Source organism: Kitasatospora nipponensis, from assembly GCF_039528135.1.
Classification (GTDB): Bacteria; Actinomycetota; Actinomycetes; order Streptomycetales; family Streptomycetaceae; genus Kitasatospora; species Kitasatospora nipponensis.
The window spans coordinates 5,916-23,548 of sequence record NZ_BAAALF010000132.1 but is presented as its reverse complement, the minus strand read 5'-3'; the positions used below and the strand labels follow the sequence as shown (position 1 = coordinate 23,548).

The window sequence follows — 17,633 nt, the reverse complement described above, 5'->3', positions numbered from 1 at the left end:
AGCGGCGGACCCCCCGGCTCGAGGGGCTGGACGACGCGGCACTGCGGCGCGAGATCGGCATCGCCCGGCGGGCGCCGGGTGACGGCTGGGCGCGGCTGCTCAGGCGCGCCGAGGCGGAGTCGGCCCGGCGCTCGGCTGCGGGCGTCGCTCACTGAGGCGCTGATGCGTGGTCACAGCGTCGCCGTGTCGATGACGAAGCGGTAGCGGACGTCGCTCGCCAGGACCCGCTCGTACGCGTCGTTGATCTCGTCCGCGCGGATGAGCTCGATCTCGGCCGCCACCCCGTGCGCGGCGCAGAAGTCCAGCATCTCCTGGGTCTCGGCGATGCCGCCGATGCCCGAGCTGCTCATGCTGCGCCGGTTGCCGACCACCGACTGCAGCACGAGGTGCACCGGCTCCTCCGGGAGGCCGAGGCTCACCATGCTCCCGTCGGTGCGCAGCATCGACGCGTAGGCGCCGAAGTCGAGCGGGGCGGAGACGGTGCTGAGGATGAGGTCGAACCGGCCCGCCAGGTCCTCGAAGGTCCTCGGGTCGCTGGTGGCGTGGTAGTGGTGGGCACCCAGCCGCAGGCCGTCGTCCTTCTTGCGCAGGCTCTGGGACAGCACGGTGACCTCCGCACCGAGCCGGTGCGCGATCTTCACGCCCAGGTGGCCCAGGCCGCCGAGGCCGACGACTGCGACGCTCGTGCCGGGGCCCGCCTTCCAGTGCCGCAGCGGCGAGTAGGTGGTGATGCCGGCGCACAGCAGCGGGGCCGCCACGTCCAGGGGCAGGGCGTCCGGGATGCGGACCACGTAGTTCTCGTCGACGACGACCTGCTGCGCGTAGCCGCCGTAGGTGGGTTGCCCGTCCTTGCCCACGGAGTTGTAGGTCCAGGTCGGCCCCTCGGCGCAGTACTGCTCCAGGCCCGCCCGGCAGTTGTCGCACCTGCGGCAGGAGTCGACCATGCAGCCGACGCCCACCCGGTCGCCGGCCCTGAACTCCGTCACGCCGGATCCGACGGCCGAGACGACGCCCGCGATCTCGTGGCCGGGCACCATCGGGAAGATGGCCGTGCCCCAGCCCTCGCGGACCTGGTGGATGTCGGAGTGGCAGACGCCCACGAAGCTGATGTCGATCTGCAGGTCGTGCGTCCCCACCGCGCGGCGCTCGATGGTCGTCCGCTCCAGCGGAGCCTTCGCGGCGGGTGCGGCATAGGCGGTGACGGTGGTCATGACGGCGATCTCCCAGGGTGGTCTCGGTCGTGCCGGCGGACTGCCTCCATTGTCGACGGCCCGGAACGACCGGGCGACTCCCGTGGCGGCACCCGGCCGCCCGCGCAGACGCTGCGGGGACACGGTCGCGCCGGTGCAGGACTCCCCGCTGACGCAAATCATTCGCGTTAGGATGGGTGCCATGACTCCCCGAGCCGAGGCGCGCCCCGGTGGGCGCAGTGCCCGCGTGCAGCAGTCGGTGTACCAGGCCGTGCAGGAGCTGGAGGCCGAGCGGGGCCGGGCCGCGCTCACCGTGCCGCTGATCGCCGCTCGGGCGGGGGTGACCCCCTCGACGGTCTACCGGCGCTGGGGCGACCTGCAGGAGCTTCTCTCCGACGTCGCGGTGCTGCGGCTGCGCCCGGACGCGCCGCCGGCCGATCACGGCAGCCTGCGGGAGGACCTGGAGGCCTGGGCCGAGCAGTTCGTCGAGGAGATGGCCGCGCCGGCGGGGCGCACCTACGTCCGGGACGCGGTGGCCGGCGGGTCGGCCCTGGGGGCCGCCCGCTGCTCCGACTACGCCGCCGACCAGTTGAAGACCATCGGCGCCCGCGCGGCCGGGCGCGGCGAGGCGGTGCCCGGCGTGGAGGCGCTGCTGGACGGCGTGGTGGCGCCGATCATGTACAGGATCCTGTTCCGGCCCGACGGCCTGTCGGCCGAGTACGCCCGCAGGCTGGTCGGGTCGGCGCTCGACCGACTCTGACGCCGGCCCGCGGAGACGTGCGGCGAGCGGCGAGCGGCAGCTCGGGCCGGGCCGGGCCGGGGGCGCATTCCGCTCGGACCAAAAGCGAATCGTTTGCGTTAGCGGCTCACCCTGTGCGAGGCTGACTAAAGCTAAGGATTCTCCTTAAGTGCTCGAATGAAGCCATGACCGGCCTCCATGCCCGAGCCCCCTACATCGCGCCCGAACGAGAGGACCCGCCATGACCCCCAGCACCGCGCGGCAGGACACCACCGCCGTCCCCACCGGCTGGGACCTGGGGGGTGTCGTCATCCACCGCGTCGACGAGATCGCGCTGCCCCCGCAGACCGGCCCCTGGCTGCTCCCCGGGGTCACCAGGGAGGTCATCGACGAAGCCCCCTGGCTGCGCCCGGACTTCGCCGACGCCGACACCCCTCACCTGGCCAGCCACACCTTCGCCGTCGAGGCCGGCGGGCTGCGCATCCTGGTCGACACCGGCATCGGCAACGGCAAGACCCGGGCCAACCCGGCCTGGAACGACCTGGACACCGACTACCTGCAGCGCCTCGCCGCCGCCGGGTTCCCGCCCGAGTCCGTGGACCTGGTGATCAACACCCACCTGCACACCGACCACGTCGGCTGGAACACCCGCCTGCGCGACGGGCGTTGGGAGCCGACGTTCCCCCGCGCCCGCTACCTGACCAGCCGGACCGAGTGGGACTTCTGGGCCGGGGCCGACATGGACGAGGCCCGCCGCCAGATGTTCCGCGACTCCGTCCACCCGGTCCGCGACAGTGGTCGGTTCGAGCTCGCCGACGTGCCCGAGGACGGGCTGGAGGTGGCGCCCGGCGTCCGGCTGGTCCCCGCCCCCGGCCACACCCCCGGGCAGGTCGCGGTGGAGGTCAGCGGCACCGACCGGTCCGCCCTGATCACCGGCGACAGCATCCACCACCCCGTGCAGCTCTCCCACCCCCACCTGACCAGCTGCGTCGACATCGACCCCGAGCAGGCGATCCGCACCCGCCACCGCCTGCTCGCGGGCCTGGCCGACGCCGACGGCCTGCTGCTCGGGACCCACTTCCCGCACCCCACCGCCGGGGTGGTGCGCAGCCACCGGGGAAGCTACCGCCTGCTGGCCGAACCGGGCGCCCCCGTGCGGGCGTGAGGCCGGGACGAACGAGCCGGGACGAACGAGCCGGGAGGACCGAAACCGGCGAACGGCCGGGGACACGCCGTGACCAGCGGGCCCGCCCACCACTCGACTAGCCTCGACCCCGTGTCCGTCCCCGACCTACGGCATGTGGCCGTCCTCGTGCTCGAAGGCGCGAAGCCGCTCGATGTCGGCATCCCCGCCCAGGTGTTCGCGACCCGCGCGAGCATGCCGTACGAGGTGCGGGTGTGCGGTGCCGCGCCCGGGCTGGTGACCGGGGGCGACGGGCTGTCGTACGCGGTGGCCCACGGGCTCGAGGCACTCGCCTGGGCCGACCTCGTCTTCCTGCCCGGCTACCGGTTCCCGGACCGCGACGACCCGCCGCAGGCCGTCCTCGACGCGCTCGTGGCCGCCCACGACCGAGGGGCGCGGCTCGCCGCCATCTCCACCGGCGCCTTCGCGCTCGCCGCGACGGGTCTGCTCGACGGCAGGCGCGCCACGACGCACTGGCACTACACGCGGGTGCTCGCGGCGAAGCGCCCGCTCGTGCGGGTCGACGAGAACGTCCTGTTCGTCGACGAGGGCAGCGTGCTCACCTCGGCCGGCGCGGCCTCCGGCATCGACCTGTGTCTGCACATCCTGCGCGGCGACCTCGGGGTGGCCGCCTCCAACCACGCGGCCCGCCGCCTGGTCGCGGCCCCCTACCGCAGCGGCGGCCAGGCGCAGTACGTGCCGCGCAGCGTGCCCGAGCCGCTCGGCGAACGCTTCGCCGTCACCCGCGAGTGGGCGCTGCACCGGCTCGACGAGCCCCTCACCCTGGAGGTGCTCGCCCGGCACGCGGCGGTGTCGCCGCGCACCTTCTCGCGGCGCTTCGTCGAGGACACGGGGTACACGCCGATGCAGTGGGTCATGCGGGCGCGCATCGACCTGGCCCGCGCGCTGCTGGAGCGTTCGCAGCGGACCGTCGAGCAGATCGCCGCCGACGTCGGCCTCGGCACCGGGACGAACCTGCGGCTGCACTTCCAGCGCGTCCTCGGCACCACACCGAGCGAGTACCGGCGCACCTTCACCCGGGGTGAATAGGGCGGGTGGCGCGCTGCCGGCCGGTGGCACGATCCTTTCGAACCCTGGCGATCATGCCGCTGTCGGCGGCCGACGGCGTACGCGAGCCTGGGGGTGAACCCGAAAGGACACCACTCATGACTCGCATCGCCATCAACGGATTCGGCCGCATCGGACGCAACGTGCTGCGCGCGCTGCTGGAGCGCGGCAGCGGTCTGGAGGTCGTGGCCGTCAACGACCTCACCGAGCCCGTCGCCCTCGCGCAGTTGCTCGCCTACGACACGACGGCGGGCCGGCTCGGTCGCCCGGTGACCGTCGAGGGCGATGCCCTGGTCGTGGACGGCCGTCGCATCACCGTGCTCGCCGAGCGCGAGCCGGCGCGGCTGCCGTGGGCCGAACTCGGTGTCGATATCGTGCTCGAGGCGACCGGGCGCTTCACCTCCGCCGAGGGCGCCCGCGCCCACCTCGAGGCCGGCGCGACCAAGGTGCTCGTCAGCGCGCCGGCGGACGGCGCCGACGTCACGCTCGCCTACGGGGTCAACACCGGGGCCTACGACCCGGCCGCGCACACGATCCTCTCCAACGCCTCCTGCACGACCAACGCGCTCGCGCCGCTGGCCGCGGTGCTCGACGACCTCGCCGGCATCGAGCACGGCTTCATGACGACGGTGCACGCCTACACGCAGGAGCAGAACCTGCAGGACGGTCCGCACCGCGACCCGCGCCGCGCCCGCGCCGCCGCGGTCAACATCGTGCCCACCACGACGGGCGCCGCCAAGGCGATCGGCCTGGTGCTGCCGAACCTGGCGGGCAAGCTGTCGGGCGACTCGATCCGGGTGCCGGTCCCGGTGGGGTCGATCGTCGAGCTCAACACCACCGTCGCCCGCGAGGTGACCCGCGAGGACGTGCTGGCGGCCTACCGCGCCGCGGCCCAGGGACCGCTGGCCGGCATCCTCGAGTACTCGGAGGATCCGCTGGTCTCCTCCGACATCACCGGCAACCCGGCCTCGGCGATCTTCGACTCGGCCCTCACCCGGGTCGACGGCCGGCACGTCAAGGTCGTCGCCTGGTACGACAACGAGTGGGGCTTCTCCAACCGCGTCGTCGACACGCTGGAGCTCCTGGCCGCCGGCTGACGCAGACTGCCGGCGGGGCCGGACAGAGCCGCACGCTCTGTCCGGCCCGGCCCGGCCCGTTTCACCCGGTGAGGTCGCGGCGCCGGGCCCAGACGCCGGCCGAGATCCGGGCGAGCAGGCGGGCCGCCGGGTCGTTCTCGTACTCGTCCCGGCCGGAGGCCAGCGGGCCGCTGTAACAGACCGCGATCACGTACGGCGGCGTGTCGTGGGGGTGGACCACGGCGGCGCTGTGCCGCGCCCCCGGGATCCAACCGTTCTTGAACGCGATCCTCGTCCCCTCGGGGAGTCCGGCCGCCAGGTCCACCCGCCAGGTGTTCCGCTCCAACAGGGCCAGCAGGTCCGGCTCCAGGGATTCCAGCAGCCGCACCAGATCAGCGGCCGTGACCCGGTTGTGCACACCGGCGTCGCGGGCCGCGTAGTCCTCGATGCCGCGCGGGCTGGCACTGTGCGTCGCCCCGGCCCTGCGCCACACCTCGGCCACCGCCTGCGGGCCGGTCTCGGCCAGGCACAGGTTGGTGGCCAGGTTCGACGAGTGCGTGATCATGCGGTCCGCCAGCCGGCGCAGCGTGGCCGAGCCGCCCTCGTCCAGCAGGCCCCACGGCTCGGGATCACTGTCCCAGTCCCGCGAGTTGGCGAACTCGCCGCCGGTCACCGAGGTGAACCGGTTGACCACGGGACGCGGGGCGTCGAGATCCACCGCGCTGCGGTACAGCGCCGCCAGGACCGCCACCTTCATCGTGCTCGCGGCGTCGTGGAGCACGTCCGCGTTCCGCAGCACCACCGGCGCACCGCGCAGCGGCCCCGCCACGATCGACAGCATCGCACCTCCCTCCTGTTTGTGACGTTGCGTCACAAACAGCTTCACGGTACCGACCGGAGCTCGCGCCGGGGTGACGATCCGCCGATGCCGATGACGGGCGGTCACCCGGGCCGCCTCGAAGCTTCCAGTACGTCGATACGATGATCATCGACGGCCTCCGGGGCGCCGACCACGACGCCCGCGGCCGGACCGGCTGGTCAGGCCCCGGACGATGATTCGTACAGCGGCCGAGTAGTCGATAGGGTGCCGGTCACGGCCGCCCCTGGTTCGACTCGTTCGACCCGGGCTGGTCAGGGCCCTGCCGTGGTTCGTGGTGCCCCCACAACTGACGTGCCGGCACCTGGCCTGCCCCCCGTCCGAGGACACGGGGCGATCTTCACGGCCGGGCAGTCGGGCCCCGGTCGACGGGTCAGGAGGAACGAGTGGCACAGATCATCGCCGAGGTCTCGAGGACGTTCAACGAGTTTCTGCTCTTGCCGAACCGGACCCGCACCGACTGCTCGTCCGCGACGGTCGACCTGTCCACGCCCCTGGTGCGGCACGCGGTCGGCGAGCGGTCGGCGATCGAGCTGGGCTCCCCCTTCACCTCCGCCATCATGCAGGCGGTCAGCACGCCGGAACTGGCGATCGCGCTGGCGCGCAACGGCGGTCTGAGCTTCCTGCACCACAACCAGTCGATCCAGGACCAGGCCGCGGCCGTCCGCCAGGTGAAGAACTTCAAGGCCGGGTTCGTCACCAGCGACACCAACGTCCGCCCGGACGACAGCCTGCGCCACCTGGTCGCCGTCATGCAGCGCACCGGTCACAGCACCGCCGCGGTCACCGAGGACGGCACCGCCACCGGTCGCCTGCTCGGCCTGGTGACCTCGCGCGACTTCCACCCCCAGCGCCACGACCTGGAGGGACCGGTGAGCGGTCGGATGACCGCCGTCGCCGACCTGCCGCACGCCGGCGCCGACACCACCCTCTCCCAGGCCAACGCGCGGCTGTGGGACCAGCGGCTGGACTGCCTGCCGGTCCTGGACGCCGAGGGCCGGCTGCAGTACCTGGTGTTCCGGTCCGACTACGCGGACAACAAGCGCTTCCCGCACCAGGCGGTGGACTCCGCCAAGCGCCTGCGGGTGGGCGCGGGCATCAACACCCACGACTACCGCGAGCGCGTGCCCGCCCTGCTGGAAGCCGGCGCGGACGCGCTCTGTTTCGACTCCTCCGACGGCTACAGCGACTGGCAGGCGCAGGCGCTGAGCTGGGTGAAGAAGCACTACCCGGACATCCCGACCGGCGGCGGCAACGTCGTCGACGGTGAGGCCTTCACCTTCCTCGCGGAGGCGGGCGCGGACTTCGTCAAGGTCGGCGTGGGCGGCGGCTCCATCTGCATCACCCGCGACCAGAAGGGCATCGGCCGCGGCCAGGCCAGCGCGGTGCTGGACGTCGCCGCGGCCCGGGACGCCTTCCGCGACCGCACCGGCGAGTACGTGCCGATCTGCTCCGACGGCGGACTGGTGCACGACTACCACGTGGCCCTGGCGCTGGCGATGGGCGCGGACTTCGTCATGATGGGGCGCTACTTCGCCCGCTTCGACCAGGCCGCCGGCGCGAAGCTCCCCACCCGCGACGGTTTCGTCAAGGAGTACTGGGGTGAGGGCTCGAACCGCGCCCGCAACTGGCAGCGCTACGGCCAGGGCGGCCAGGGCCTGATCTTCGAGGAGGGCGTCGACGGCTACGTGCCCTATGCCGGCGACCTCAACGAGGGCCTCGCCCTGACCATCGCCAAGCTCCGGACCACGATGGTCTCCTGCGGCTCCGTCACCCTGCCGGAGTTCCAGTCCACCGCCCGGCTGACCCTGGTCTCCGACCAGAGCTTCCAGGAGAGCCACGCCAACGTCACCCTGCGGGACACCCCGGCCACCATCGCCTGACGGACCGACGGACTGCCGGGAACCGAGGCTTCCGGCGTGGGGGTAACGGTGCACGCGCCGCCGTTACCCCCGCCAGGGGTCCCGCCAGACGGCGGCGGCGGGAACCGATCTTGCCAGGCCTGCTCGGAGCTGCTTCGCTGTGCGCTCCCACCCGAGCTCAGGAGACCGCACGTGCCGTCAGAAATACCCCCGACCGAGGACCCGACCGTCGAGGACCCGACCCCTGGGGACCCGGTACCCGAGGACCCGGCGCCTGAGGACCCGGCGCCTGGGGACCCGGCGCCTGCCGCGCCACGACGCAACCGTCGCCGCTGGTTGATCGCGGCCGGCGCCGCGGTCCTGGTCGTCGCCGGGACGGGGTACGCCTTCGCTGACAACATCGCGGGGCTGGGGGCCTACCGGTACGTCACGCCGCGGGAGTTCGAGGGGCTGCCCGTCGAGGCCGACAGTCCACTGACGAAGCGGATCCAGCAGGAAGTGGCGTCGGGTGCGGCGGACCCCAAGGCGTTCGGTGCGTCCTACGGCAGCCCCAGCAGCGGCTACGTCATGGTCATGGGCTACCAGCGGCACGACTTCTGGCCGTCCTCCTCCCTGGCCGACGCCCTCAGGCGAGGGGGCGCCACGAACGACGTGATCCTCCACGCACACCGCGCCGACCCGGGGGCGCGCGGGGGCGCGATGGCCTGCGGCATCGACCCTCCCAGCCTGGTCGCCCAGCCCAGCGGCATCTGCCTGTGGGCCGACGGCAGCATGCAGGCGATGTTCAGCGAGGTCCGGGGCAGCAGCTCCGACACCCTCACGCTCGACCAGGTGGAGGCGGACGCCCGCGCGTTCCGCCTCCTCGCGGAACAACCGGGCTGAGGCCGAGGCCGAGGCCGACGGCAGCGTCGACATCACGGCACGGCACGGGCGTCGGTCGGTGCCGCATCAGGCCGGGCGACCGCGGACGTCGGCCAGGCCGACGGCAGCGTCGACGGCGCGCTCATCGCCGTGCCCCTGCAGCCGCTCGATGGCCCCCTCACCCACCGAGGCCGCACGCCCGACACCAGCAGAGGGGCACCGGCCCCCCGCGATCGGCTGCGGTCCGCTCGCCGATCGCGGGGGGCCGTCTGATAGTGGGTGCGGGGGCCAATGGATCAAGGAGCAGGCATGAGACAGGTCGTCAGGCTGGGCATGGCCGTGCTGGTCGCGAGCGCCGGCACGCTGGTGGCGGCGCCCGCGGCGTCGGCGGTGGACAGCATCGGCATCGACACCGCGGTCATCGACGCGAAGTACCCGGGCAAGGTCCATGCGACCGTCACCTACACCTGCGACGCCCCGGCGGGTGAGCGCTCGCTGAACGTGTCGGTGGAACAGCCCGATCCGCAGGACCCCTCCACCATCGCGTTCGGGTCGACCCGCGTCGCCGAGGACCTGATCGTCTGTGACGGCACCGCGCAGACCACCACGGTCATCGTCCCGTCGAAGACCACCAACTGGGTGCCGGACGCCCCCGCGATCGTGGTGACGACCGTCTCCGACATCGGCGCGGTCCCGCCCGCCGCGGCGGACGCGCAGAAGATCACGATCGAGGTCGACCAGCCCGCCGCGCCCGCCGACTCCTGAGGCGCACCCCTCCCCCGGTGGCGGCGCGCTGCCACCGGAGGTGGGGGCGGACTCGGCCTCGAAGCGCTAGTTGGCCTTCGATTGGCAGGCAGTTCTCCAAGTCGAGGGAAAATTGAAAGGCGTTGGACTCGTTTGGGTGTAGAATATGAAGCATGAGGGCGGCCTCCGGGACTGGCATCAGAGTGATGTCGACGGACCACCCCACGACCAGGGGGAATACACCATGACCTTCCAACTCGACGCCGCGCGGGCCACCATCGACGAGCGACTGCGGGAGGCCGAGCAGTACCGGCTCCTCCACGCGGTCCGCGTCAAGGACCGCGCCGAACGCCTCACCCGGCGTGCGCACCAGGTGCTGACCAACCTGACCGCGTGAGCACCCCGACCGCGACGGGCCGTCACCGAACTTTCGGTGGCGGCCCGTTCTGCTGTCCCCGGCGGACGTGACGCACCCCACGTCAGGACCGGGTCCCGCGAGGCCTGGGTACAGTGGCCCGGTGCCCGAGCTGAAGCGGCTGCACGCCGACCACGCCCCCGCGGTCCTGGCCTTCGAGCTGGCGAACCGCGCCTACTTCGCCGCCTCGGTCGCCGACCGCGGCGACGAGTACTTCGACCGGTTCGCCGACCGGTACGTCGCCCTGCTGGCCGAGCAGGAGGCCGGCATCTGCGTCTTCTACGTGCTCCTCGACGAGGACGGCTCGGTCCTGGGCCGGTTCAACCTGTACGACCTCGAGAACGGTGCGGCCGAACTCGGCTACCGGGTCGCGCAGCACGTCGCGGGCCGCGGCGTGGCGACCGCGACGGTCCGGGAGCTGTGCGGGCTGGCCGTGGCGCGGCACGGGCTGCACACGCTGCGGGCCGGCACCGCCCGCGCCAACGCCGCCTCCCAGCGGGTACTGACCAAGGCCGGGTTCGTCGAAGTCCCCCCGGCCGACCCGGCCGACCTCGGCGGCACGTCGGGCATCTGGTTCCAGCGCGACCTGGTGCTCCGGCGGTAGACCGTCATCACCCCCGGGCACGCGCCTGGGTGACCGGTGACGGCCGGGTTGCCGCTGGCACCCCCGGCCGCGCGGGTGCCTCCTTGATCCGCTAGAGTCCGGCCGCGAACGAACGGCTGCATGCGCAGCGGGCTTGGGGGACGGAACGATGACGGACGCAGGACGGCCCGACGACAGGGTGGCGGCATCGCGGGACACCGAGCCGCCCATCGAGCGGACCCCGCCACCCGCCGCCGGCAGCGCCTGGGCCCCGCCCGCGGCGCAACCCGCCGACCCCTGGGCGGCGCCGCCCACCCACACGGCCTCCCCCTGGTCGGTGCCCGGCGCGTACCAGGCCCCCTACGGACCGCCACCGCACGGCGTGGACGGGCGTCGCTTCGTCGAGGGCAGCAACGGACTCGCCGTCACCTCGCTGGTCACCGGGCTCACCTGCTGCCTGTGGCCGGCCGCGCTCGGTTTCGGGATCGCCGCACTGGTCCAGCTCCGTGGCCGTCACCAGCGCGGGCGCGGGCTCGCCGTAGCGGGCGTGGTCCTGGGCGTCGTCGGACTGATCGCCGCGACGTTCGGCCTGCTGACCGGTACCCTCCACTTCCACTTCGACACCGCGGACGGCACCCCGGCTCCGCCGTACCGCACGACCGCACCCGCTGTCCCCGAAGTCCCGGGCACCCCGGGCACCGGCACCGGCACCGGCACCGGCGACCGACTGCAGCCCGGCGACTGCTTCAGCGAGCAGACCGCCGGTGGTGGCCCCCAGATCATGCCGACGGCCTGCTCGGGCCCGCACTACGGCGAGGTGACCGCCCTGGTGGTGCTGCCCGGCTCCCGCTTCCCCGGGGCGCAGCAGGTGAGGACGCAGGCCGCCATCGCCTGCAACGGCGCCGAGTCGTCCTACATCCTCGACCCGTGGGCCCGCTCGTCCACCATTGAGTCCCAGTACAGTTCCCCGGACACGCCGGCCGAGTGGACCCGCAACGGGCACACCGTCATCTGCTACCTGCACGACACCACGCCCGGCGGCGGCACCGGGTCACTGCGCCGGGACGGCACCAACCTGACGCAGAGCCAGCGGGACTTCCTACAGGACGTCTCCTCGCTCGAGTCGTTGCGCCACCTGCTGCGCGTCCCGGTGACGGATCCGGACATGGCGATCCAGACCGCGACGGACGCCGTGCGGACGCTGAACCAGACCGAGTACGCGTTCACCCGGTCGACGTGGCCCGCGGACGTCAGGGAGCGGGCCGCCGCCGTGGTCAACGCGCTGCAGGCCGACGAGGCCGTCTGGAGCGCGGTCGCGAAGTCCTACGCCGACCCGCTGAGCGCCTTCAACGCGGCGCTGCAGAACCACAACCCCACAGCCCTCGAAGCCGCCGGCCGCCGCGCGTTCGCACTCCCGGACCGGGACCTGTCCGCCGACTCCGCCGGTGCGAAGCCGACCACTCCTCCATCGGCCACGGCCCGGCCCGGCGCGGGCGGCACACCCACGGCCGCGACCGTCTGACAGCGGTTCACCCACGGCTCCCCACGGCTCCCCACAGCCCCGGCGGCGCTCCCGGCCGACCGCACCGGCGGTGCGGAAATTCGGATGCGCCGCGGGACCCGGTCCGATAGCTTCCTCTCGCGTGCCTCCCGGTGCGCCGGGCCCCGGTTACTTCCTGTCAAAAAACCACCGGTACCCCTTCTGATCTCGGGAGGCGCCACCTTGTCGCGCACCACCGTCGCGCCCCGCGGCCGGCGCTGATCGGCAGCGCCCCGGCCCGCGAGCGACCCACGCCCCGTACGGGGTTCCGCCCTGCCCCGCGACCCGCGCCCCGGCTGCGCACGGGCGTCCCTCGCGCGGCGGCGCGCACCCTTCGGATCCACCACTCACGGACCCACCACCCACCAGGGGGACCTCTGCATGACCCAGTTCAACCGCGGGCGGGCCAAGGCCGAGGCCAGGGCAGAGATCCAGGCCGAGGTACCGGGCCTGACCGCAGGCGGGGCGACCTCTCCGCTCTCCCTCCACGGACGATGGACTCCCCCGCCCACCCGGGGCCGGCCCCAGCCGGCCGTCCCGGTGCCGTGGGTGACCAACCACCAGGGCGGGGCCGGCTACGTCCGGGAGCCGAAGTCCGAACTCTTCCTGCTCGCCGTCACCCATCTGGTCGGTCAGCAGAGCTACTACGAGAGCGCCACCTCCCGTGACGAGCGCTTCGTCCGCCTGGTCCGCCAACTCGCCGTCGACGCACCGCAGTGGACGTCGGGCCTGCTGCGCTGGCTGCGCACCGAGGGGCAGCTGCGCACGGCGGCCCTGGTGGGCGCGGCCGAGTTCACCCGGGCCCGGCTGGACGCCGGGGCCCCGGGCCTGTCCCGGCAGGTCATCGACGCCGTCCTCCAACGCGCCGACGAGCCGGGCGAGTTGCTGGAGTACTGGGTGCCCCGGTACGGGCGCCGGCTGCCGCAGCCGGTCAAGCGCGGGATCGCCGACGCCGCCCGCCGGCTCTACACCGGTCGGGCGCTGCTGAAGTACGACACCCCCGGCCGCGCCTACCGGTTCGGCGACGTCCTGGAGCTGACCCATCCGGCGCCGGCCGCGGACCGGCCGTGGCAGGGCGGGCTGTTCCGCTACGCGCTGGACCGCCGCCACCGCCCCGAACGCGCCCTGCCGCCGGACGGCGAACGGTTCCTGGACGCCCATCACACGCTGCTCTCCGTTCCGGTCGAGCGGCGGCACGCGCTGGTCACCGGACCGGGTGGGGCCGAGCGCCTGGCCGAGGCCGCGATGACCTGGGAGGCCCTGGCGGGCTGGCTGCAGGGACCCCTGGACGGCGCGGTCTGGGAGGCCGTGATCCCCTCGATGGGGCCGATGGCGCTGCTGCGCAACCTGCGCAACTTCGACCAGGCGGGCGTCAGCGACGAGACGGCCGCCGTGGTGGCCGCCCGGATCGCGGACCCGGCCGAGGTGGCCCGCTCCCGGCAGTTCCCGTTCCGCTACCTGGCCGCCTGCCGCAACGCTCCGGCGCCACGGTGGGAGCGGGCGCTGGAGACGGCGCTGGGACACTCGCTCGGCAACGTGCCGGCGCTGGCCGGCCGGACCCTGGTGCTGGTGGACCGCTCGGGCTCGATGTTCGACACGCCCAGCGCCAGGAGTGAGCTCAACCGGGCCGACTCCGCCGCCATCTTCGGCACCGCCCTGGCGCTGCGGGCCGAGCAGGCCGACCTCGTCGAGTTCGGCACCGGGAGCCGACCGGTCGAGGCGGCCCCCGGCGAGTCCGTCCTACGGGTCCTGGAGCGGTTCCACGACCTGGGCGGCACCGAGACCGCCGCCGCGGTCACCCGGAACTACCGCCGGCACGACCGGGTGGTGGTGGTCACCGACGAACAGGCGCGCTGGACGACGAGCCGCGACCCGTTCGCCGCCGTGCCGCGGGACGTCCCCGTCTACACCTGGAACCTGGCCGGGTACGCCGCCGGTCACACCCCCGCCGGACCGCACCGGCACACCTTCGGCGGGCTGAGCGACGCCGCCTTCCGGCTGATCCCGTTGCTGGAGTCCGGCCGGGAGGCCGCCTGGCCCTGGGAGTGAGGCCGTCCCGGCCCTCGCGGGCCCCGCCACCGGGCCGGGGATCTCCCGCTCGGCTCAGGTCTCCCCCACCACCCGCGCCGTGCCGTGGAACAGCCGGCCCACCGACCGCGCCGCCTCCACCGCGCTCATGAAAGCGTCGGCGGCGACACCCGACGCCGCGTGGTCCGGCGCCGGTGGTTCGGCGGCGCGCGCCATGGTGCCGGGTGGGAGCAGGACGACCACGACGAGCCGCCGGTCCGCGGCCGCGGCCAGCCACTCCCCGGAGAGCGAGGGCGGCTGCGCCGTGGCCCAGCCGCGGTGCCCGCCCGCCAGCGCCAGCTCGGCCAGTCGCCCCTCGCGCACCAGCACGGCCGCGCTGGTCGGGGGCGGCTCACCGGTGGCCAGCGCGAAGCCGCTGACGAGGGCGTCCTCCAGCAGCTCGGCGTAGCGCCGCTCCTCGATCTCCACGAACATCTCGGCGATCGGCGGCCCCTGGGGCGCCTCGCGCACCACGAACGCCCACAGCACCGCCACGGGCTCGCGCCCGGCTTCCTCTGCCACGGTCCGTCCAACGAGTCACCGGCGGGCCGGTGGTGGGGGTGCCGCCGTTTGCCGCCGTTTGCCGCCGTTTGCCATCCCGCCGATCACCGCCACCGCAGCCGCAGCCGCAGCCGCAGCCGGCCGGGCTCATCGCGAGCCCGGCCGTCACCGCGGTAGCGGCCGCGGCCGCTCGCGCTGGCCGACCCGCCGCTGACCGGTCCGGCGGGAGTCGGCCACGATCGCGAAGGCGTACTCCCTCATCCGGCCCTCGTAGGCGCGGACCGCCGCCACCAGCGGGCCGGCGGGGTCGGGGGCGTCGCCCGCGCCGCCGAGCGCGCGGGTGAGTTCGCCGGCGTCGCGGACGGCGGTGTTGGCGCCCATCGCCAACACCGGGCTCATCGCGTGGATCGCGTCGCCGATCAGGGTGACCGGACCGGACTCCCAGGCCGGCACCGGGGTGGCGGTGGAGATCCGCAGTGGGAAGAGCGAGTGGGTGTCCCAACGGGCCAGCAGGCGGTGCACGTCCTCGTGCCAGTCCTCACCCAGCACCCGCAGGGCCAGGTCGCGCAGCGCCGCGGGCGTGAGCTCGCGCAGTTCCTCGAAGGCCGGCATCGCGGGGTGGTCGGCCGGGGCTCCGACCATGCAGGCGAGGTAGTCGCCGACCGGGGAGAGCGCCGCGGGCGGGCGCTGCGCCAGACCCGCGTGCTCGGGCCGGGCGCCGAGCTCCACCGGGCCCACGCCCAGGTGCGGGTGGCCCGGGCCGCCGGTGATCACGGTGAAGATGCTCTCGAAGACCCAGTCGGGCAGGCCCGCCCGGCTCCTCGCGTCGAGCGGTATCCGGCCGTAGACCAGCCGCAGGCCGGCGTCCTCGACCCGGGCGCCGGGCAGCAGCAGCCGGCGTACGGCGGAGTGGACACCGTCCGCGCCGACCAGCAGGTCACCGGTCGCGCTGCGGCCGTCGGCGAAGCGCGCGGTGACCCGACCGTCCGCCTCGTGCCGGTAGTCCACCAGCCGCGCGCCGTAGTGCACGTGCCCGGTGAGCCCGCTGAGCATGATCTGACGCAGGGTCGGGCGGTTGAACGCGTACGGGCCCGCTGCCCCGCCGGGACCGCCGGAACCACCAGCCGCACCGGAGCCGCCGGCCGTCTCGGGGCTGCCGCCGCCCGCGGCCCGGTCCGCCAGGACCTCCAGGCGGCGGTTGCGGACCGACACCCGCGCGGGCGGCGCGCCGGCGGTCGCCAGGCAGAGCCGGAAGAGCGGGGCGGGCAGGCAGCGCCGCAGGCCGGTCAGGCCGGGTTCGTCGAGCTGGATGCGGTAGCCCTGCGGGCGGGCGTCGGGGTGGGCGTCACGTTCGTAGACGGCCACGTCGACGCCCTGGCCGCGCAGGCCGTGGGCGAGTGCGAGCCCGCCCAGTCCAGCGCCAACGATGATCACACGGTACGGAAAAAGCACAGTCCTCTGCCTTCGTTCACGATCACGAAGGAAGCACCGGGTTCCTCGAGGAGGAACGAACACCGCACGGGCGCCGCTCAGAAACACCATTCAGGAGCGAGTTTTTTCGCGCATTCCACCAAGCGACGATGACCCTAGCACGGCGTCCGGCGCCGGCCCGCGCAGCCCATGGGATAGCACGGCGCCCGGGCGCCCGGCTCAGGCGAGCAGGAACGACAGCGTCGCCGCCGTGAACGCCTCCGGTTCGGCGTCGTGGATCAGGTGACCGGCCGGAACGGTGACCACGCGCCCATCCGGAATGCGACGGGCCAGCTCGGCGATGCCGTCCTGGGAGATGTGGCTGCCCGGACCACCGGCCACGACGAGGGTCGGCGCGGTGATCCTGCCCAGCCGTTCGAGCCAGGCCGGGTCGGGCGCGTCCAGCTGCGTCCTGATCGCCGGCACCATCTCCCAGTCGAAGGCCAGCTCCCCGTCCGGCCGGGTCGGGGAGGTCGGCTCCCGGGGACGGGGGACCGGGACGTCCTCCAGGACGAGCCGGTTCACCCGGTGCGGCTGCTCCTGGGCGACGAGGTAGGCCACCACTCCGCCCATCGAGTGGCCGATCAGGTCCACGCGGTCGAGGGCCAGCGCGTCCAGGAAGCCGAGCACGTCGGTCCGCATGAGCTCCAGCGAGTAGTGGCCCGGCCAGTCGCTGCCGCCGTGACCCCGCAGCTCGAGCGCGTACACCCGCCGGTGGGCGGCGAAGGCGGGCGCCACCACGTCCCAGTCCGGGGCGCCCTCGCCCAGCGCGGGTAGCAGCACCAGCGGCGGGGCGTCCGGCGGACCCGAGACCTGGTAGGCGAGCCGGACCCCTGCGACGTCGATGAAGCGATGATCAGCCATCCCCGCACCGTAGCCGTGGGGTCCCGGGACCCGCGAGCGGATTCGCGGACAGCTGACGGTCCCTCGTCGAGCGGCAGTTGACGGCCTCTCACAGCTGGTCAGATGCGGGCGACCCGCGGGCACCGGCAGCCCGGCCCTCATCCGCCCGGACTCGGACGATGGAGCCCGCCGGACCGACCCGGGGGCGCGACGGCCGCTCGGCCAGGACGGGCCCGGCGCGGTGCGAGGCCTCCGTGGCGAGAGCCACAGGTGGAGCCGGATCGAGGCGCGACCGACCCAAGTTACCTTCTCCGGGGCCCCTTCCGGACAGTGCTTCTGAACACACTGCCGAGGCCCGGCCGGAGATTGACAGTACTCGAACGATCGGGCAAGAATCCCGGCATTCAACCGGTTCCTCACCTGGCACCGCACCCGGTCCCCACCCACAGGGGCAACCACGGCGCACCGTGCCAGGACGGTCCTGCGGCCCGGCGGGCACCCGCCCGCGGTCCGCGGTCGAGGGCCTTCGGCGAGCGCCAACCCCCTGGCACCGCCGTGCCCAGAGTCACCCGTACCCGCCTCGCGGTCCGGCTACCCCACCAGGAAGACCCGAT

Annotated in this window: 16 protein-coding genes; 11 read left to right on the top strand and 5 right to left on the bottom strand. The window is 73.8% G+C overall.

Annotated elements, in window-relative coordinates; all coding sequences use genetic code 11:
* Positions 1-170 precede the first annotated feature (170 nt).
* Positions 171-1,211: an NAD(P)-dependent alcohol dehydrogenase gene (locus ABD323_RS28580; RefSeq protein WP_344444876.1), complete on the bottom strand. Its 1,041-nt coding sequence runs from the start codon at positions 1,209-1,211 to the stop codon at positions 171-173.
* 181 nt (positions 1,212-1,392) lie between these two features.
* Between ABD323_RS28580 and ABD323_RS28575 the strand changes: the two genes are divergently transcribed.
* The 4 genes from ABD323_RS28575 (at position 1,393) to gap (ending at position 5,277) form a co-directional block, all read left to right on the top strand.
* Positions 1,393-1,950 carry a TetR/AcrR family transcriptional regulator gene (locus tag ABD323_RS28575; RefSeq protein WP_344444875.1) on the top strand — a complete coding sequence of 186 codons (558 nt, stop codon included), beginning with the start codon at positions 1,393-1,395 and terminating at the stop codon, positions 1,948-1,950.
* A gap of 220 nt (positions 1,951-2,170) precedes the next feature.
* Positions 2,171-3,094, top strand: coding sequence for an MBL fold metallo-hydrolase (locus tag ABD323_RS28570; protein WP_344444874.1), 924 nt, complete (start codon positions 2,171-2,173; stop codon positions 3,092-3,094).
* A 111-nt stretch (positions 3,095-3,205) separates the two neighbouring features.
* Positions 3,206-4,162, top strand: coding sequence for a GlxA family transcriptional regulator (locus ABD323_RS28565; protein ID WP_344444873.1), 957 nt, complete (start codon positions 3,206-3,208; stop codon positions 4,160-4,162).
* A gap of 116 nt (positions 4,163-4,278) precedes the next feature.
* Positions 4,279-5,277: a type I glyceraldehyde-3-phosphate dehydrogenase gene (gene gap, locus ABD323_RS28560; protein WP_344444872.1), complete on the top strand. Its 999-nt coding sequence runs from the start codon at positions 4,279-4,281 to the stop codon at positions 5,275-5,277.
* Positions 5,278-5,338: 61 nt separating this feature from the next.
* On the opposite strand, the gene ABD323_RS28555 is transcribed toward gap, so the two are convergent.
* Positions 5,339-6,097, bottom strand: a complete 759-nt coding sequence (locus ABD323_RS28555; RefSeq protein WP_344444871.1) for a serine hydrolase — start codon at positions 6,095-6,097, stop codon at positions 5,339-5,341.
* 422 nt (positions 6,098-6,519) lie between these two features.
* On the opposite strand from ABD323_RS28555, the gene ABD323_RS28550 reads away from it, so the two are divergent.
* From ABD323_RS28550 to ABD323_RS28520, 7 genes are all read left to right on the top strand, one after another.
* Complete coding sequence (locus ABD323_RS28550) at positions 6,520-8,016, top strand: IMP dehydrogenase (RefSeq protein WP_344444870.1); 1,497 nt, start codon at positions 6,520-6,522, stop codon at positions 8,014-8,016.
* A gap of 315 nt (positions 8,017-8,331) precedes the next feature.
* The gene (locus tag ABD323_RS28545) at positions 8,332-8,877 is read left to right on the top strand and encodes a hypothetical protein (RefSeq protein ID WP_344444869.1); all 546 of its coding nucleotides are present in this window, start codon (positions 8,332-8,334) and stop codon (positions 8,875-8,877) included.
* A gap of 288 nt (positions 8,878-9,165) precedes the next feature.
* Complete coding sequence (locus tag ABD323_RS28540; protein ID WP_344444868.1) at positions 9,166-9,621, top strand: hypothetical protein; 456 nt, start codon at positions 9,166-9,168, stop codon at positions 9,619-9,621.
* Between the two features lie 223 nt (positions 9,622-9,844).
* Positions 9,845-9,997, top strand: coding sequence for a hypothetical protein (locus ABD323_RS28535; protein WP_344444867.1), 153 nt, complete (start codon positions 9,845-9,847; stop codon positions 9,995-9,997).
* 121 nt (positions 9,998-10,118) lie between these two features.
* Complete coding sequence (locus tag ABD323_RS28530) at positions 10,119-10,619, top strand: GNAT family N-acetyltransferase (RefSeq protein WP_344444866.1); 501 nt, start codon at positions 10,119-10,121, stop codon at positions 10,617-10,619.
* A 148-nt stretch (positions 10,620-10,767) separates the two neighbouring features.
* Positions 10,768-12,120, top strand: a complete 1,353-nt coding sequence (locus tag ABD323_RS28525; RefSeq protein ID WP_344444865.1) for a DUF4190 domain-containing protein — start codon at positions 10,768-10,770, stop codon at positions 12,118-12,120.
* A 399-nt stretch (positions 12,121-12,519) separates the two neighbouring features.
* Positions 12,520-14,187 (top strand): TROVE domain-containing protein, encoded by a 1,668-nt coding sequence (locus ABD323_RS28520; protein WP_344444864.1) that lies wholly within the window; start codon positions 12,520-12,522, stop codon positions 14,185-14,187.
* A gap of 54 nt (positions 14,188-14,241) precedes the next feature.
* Here ABD323_RS28520 and ABD323_RS28515 read toward each other — a convergent pair whose 3' ends face one another.
* The 3 genes from ABD323_RS28515 to ABD323_RS28505 form a co-directional block, all read right to left on the bottom strand.
* A complete protein-coding gene (locus tag ABD323_RS28515; protein ID WP_344444863.1) occupies positions 14,242-14,727 on the bottom strand; it encodes a hypothetical protein in 486 nt (161 codons plus the stop codon).
* Positions 14,728-14,871: 144 nt separating this feature from the next.
* The gene (locus tag ABD323_RS28510) at positions 14,872-16,140 is read right to left on the bottom strand and encodes an FAD-dependent oxidoreductase (RefSeq protein ID WP_344444862.1); all 1,269 of its coding nucleotides are present in this window, start codon (positions 16,138-16,140) and stop codon (positions 14,872-14,874) included.
* A 216-nt stretch (positions 16,141-16,356) separates the two neighbouring features.
* Positions 16,357-17,040, bottom strand: coding sequence for an alpha/beta fold hydrolase (locus ABD323_RS28505; protein WP_344444861.1), 684 nt, complete (start codon positions 17,038-17,040; stop codon positions 16,357-16,359).
* Positions 17,041-17,633: the final 593 nt, after the last annotated feature.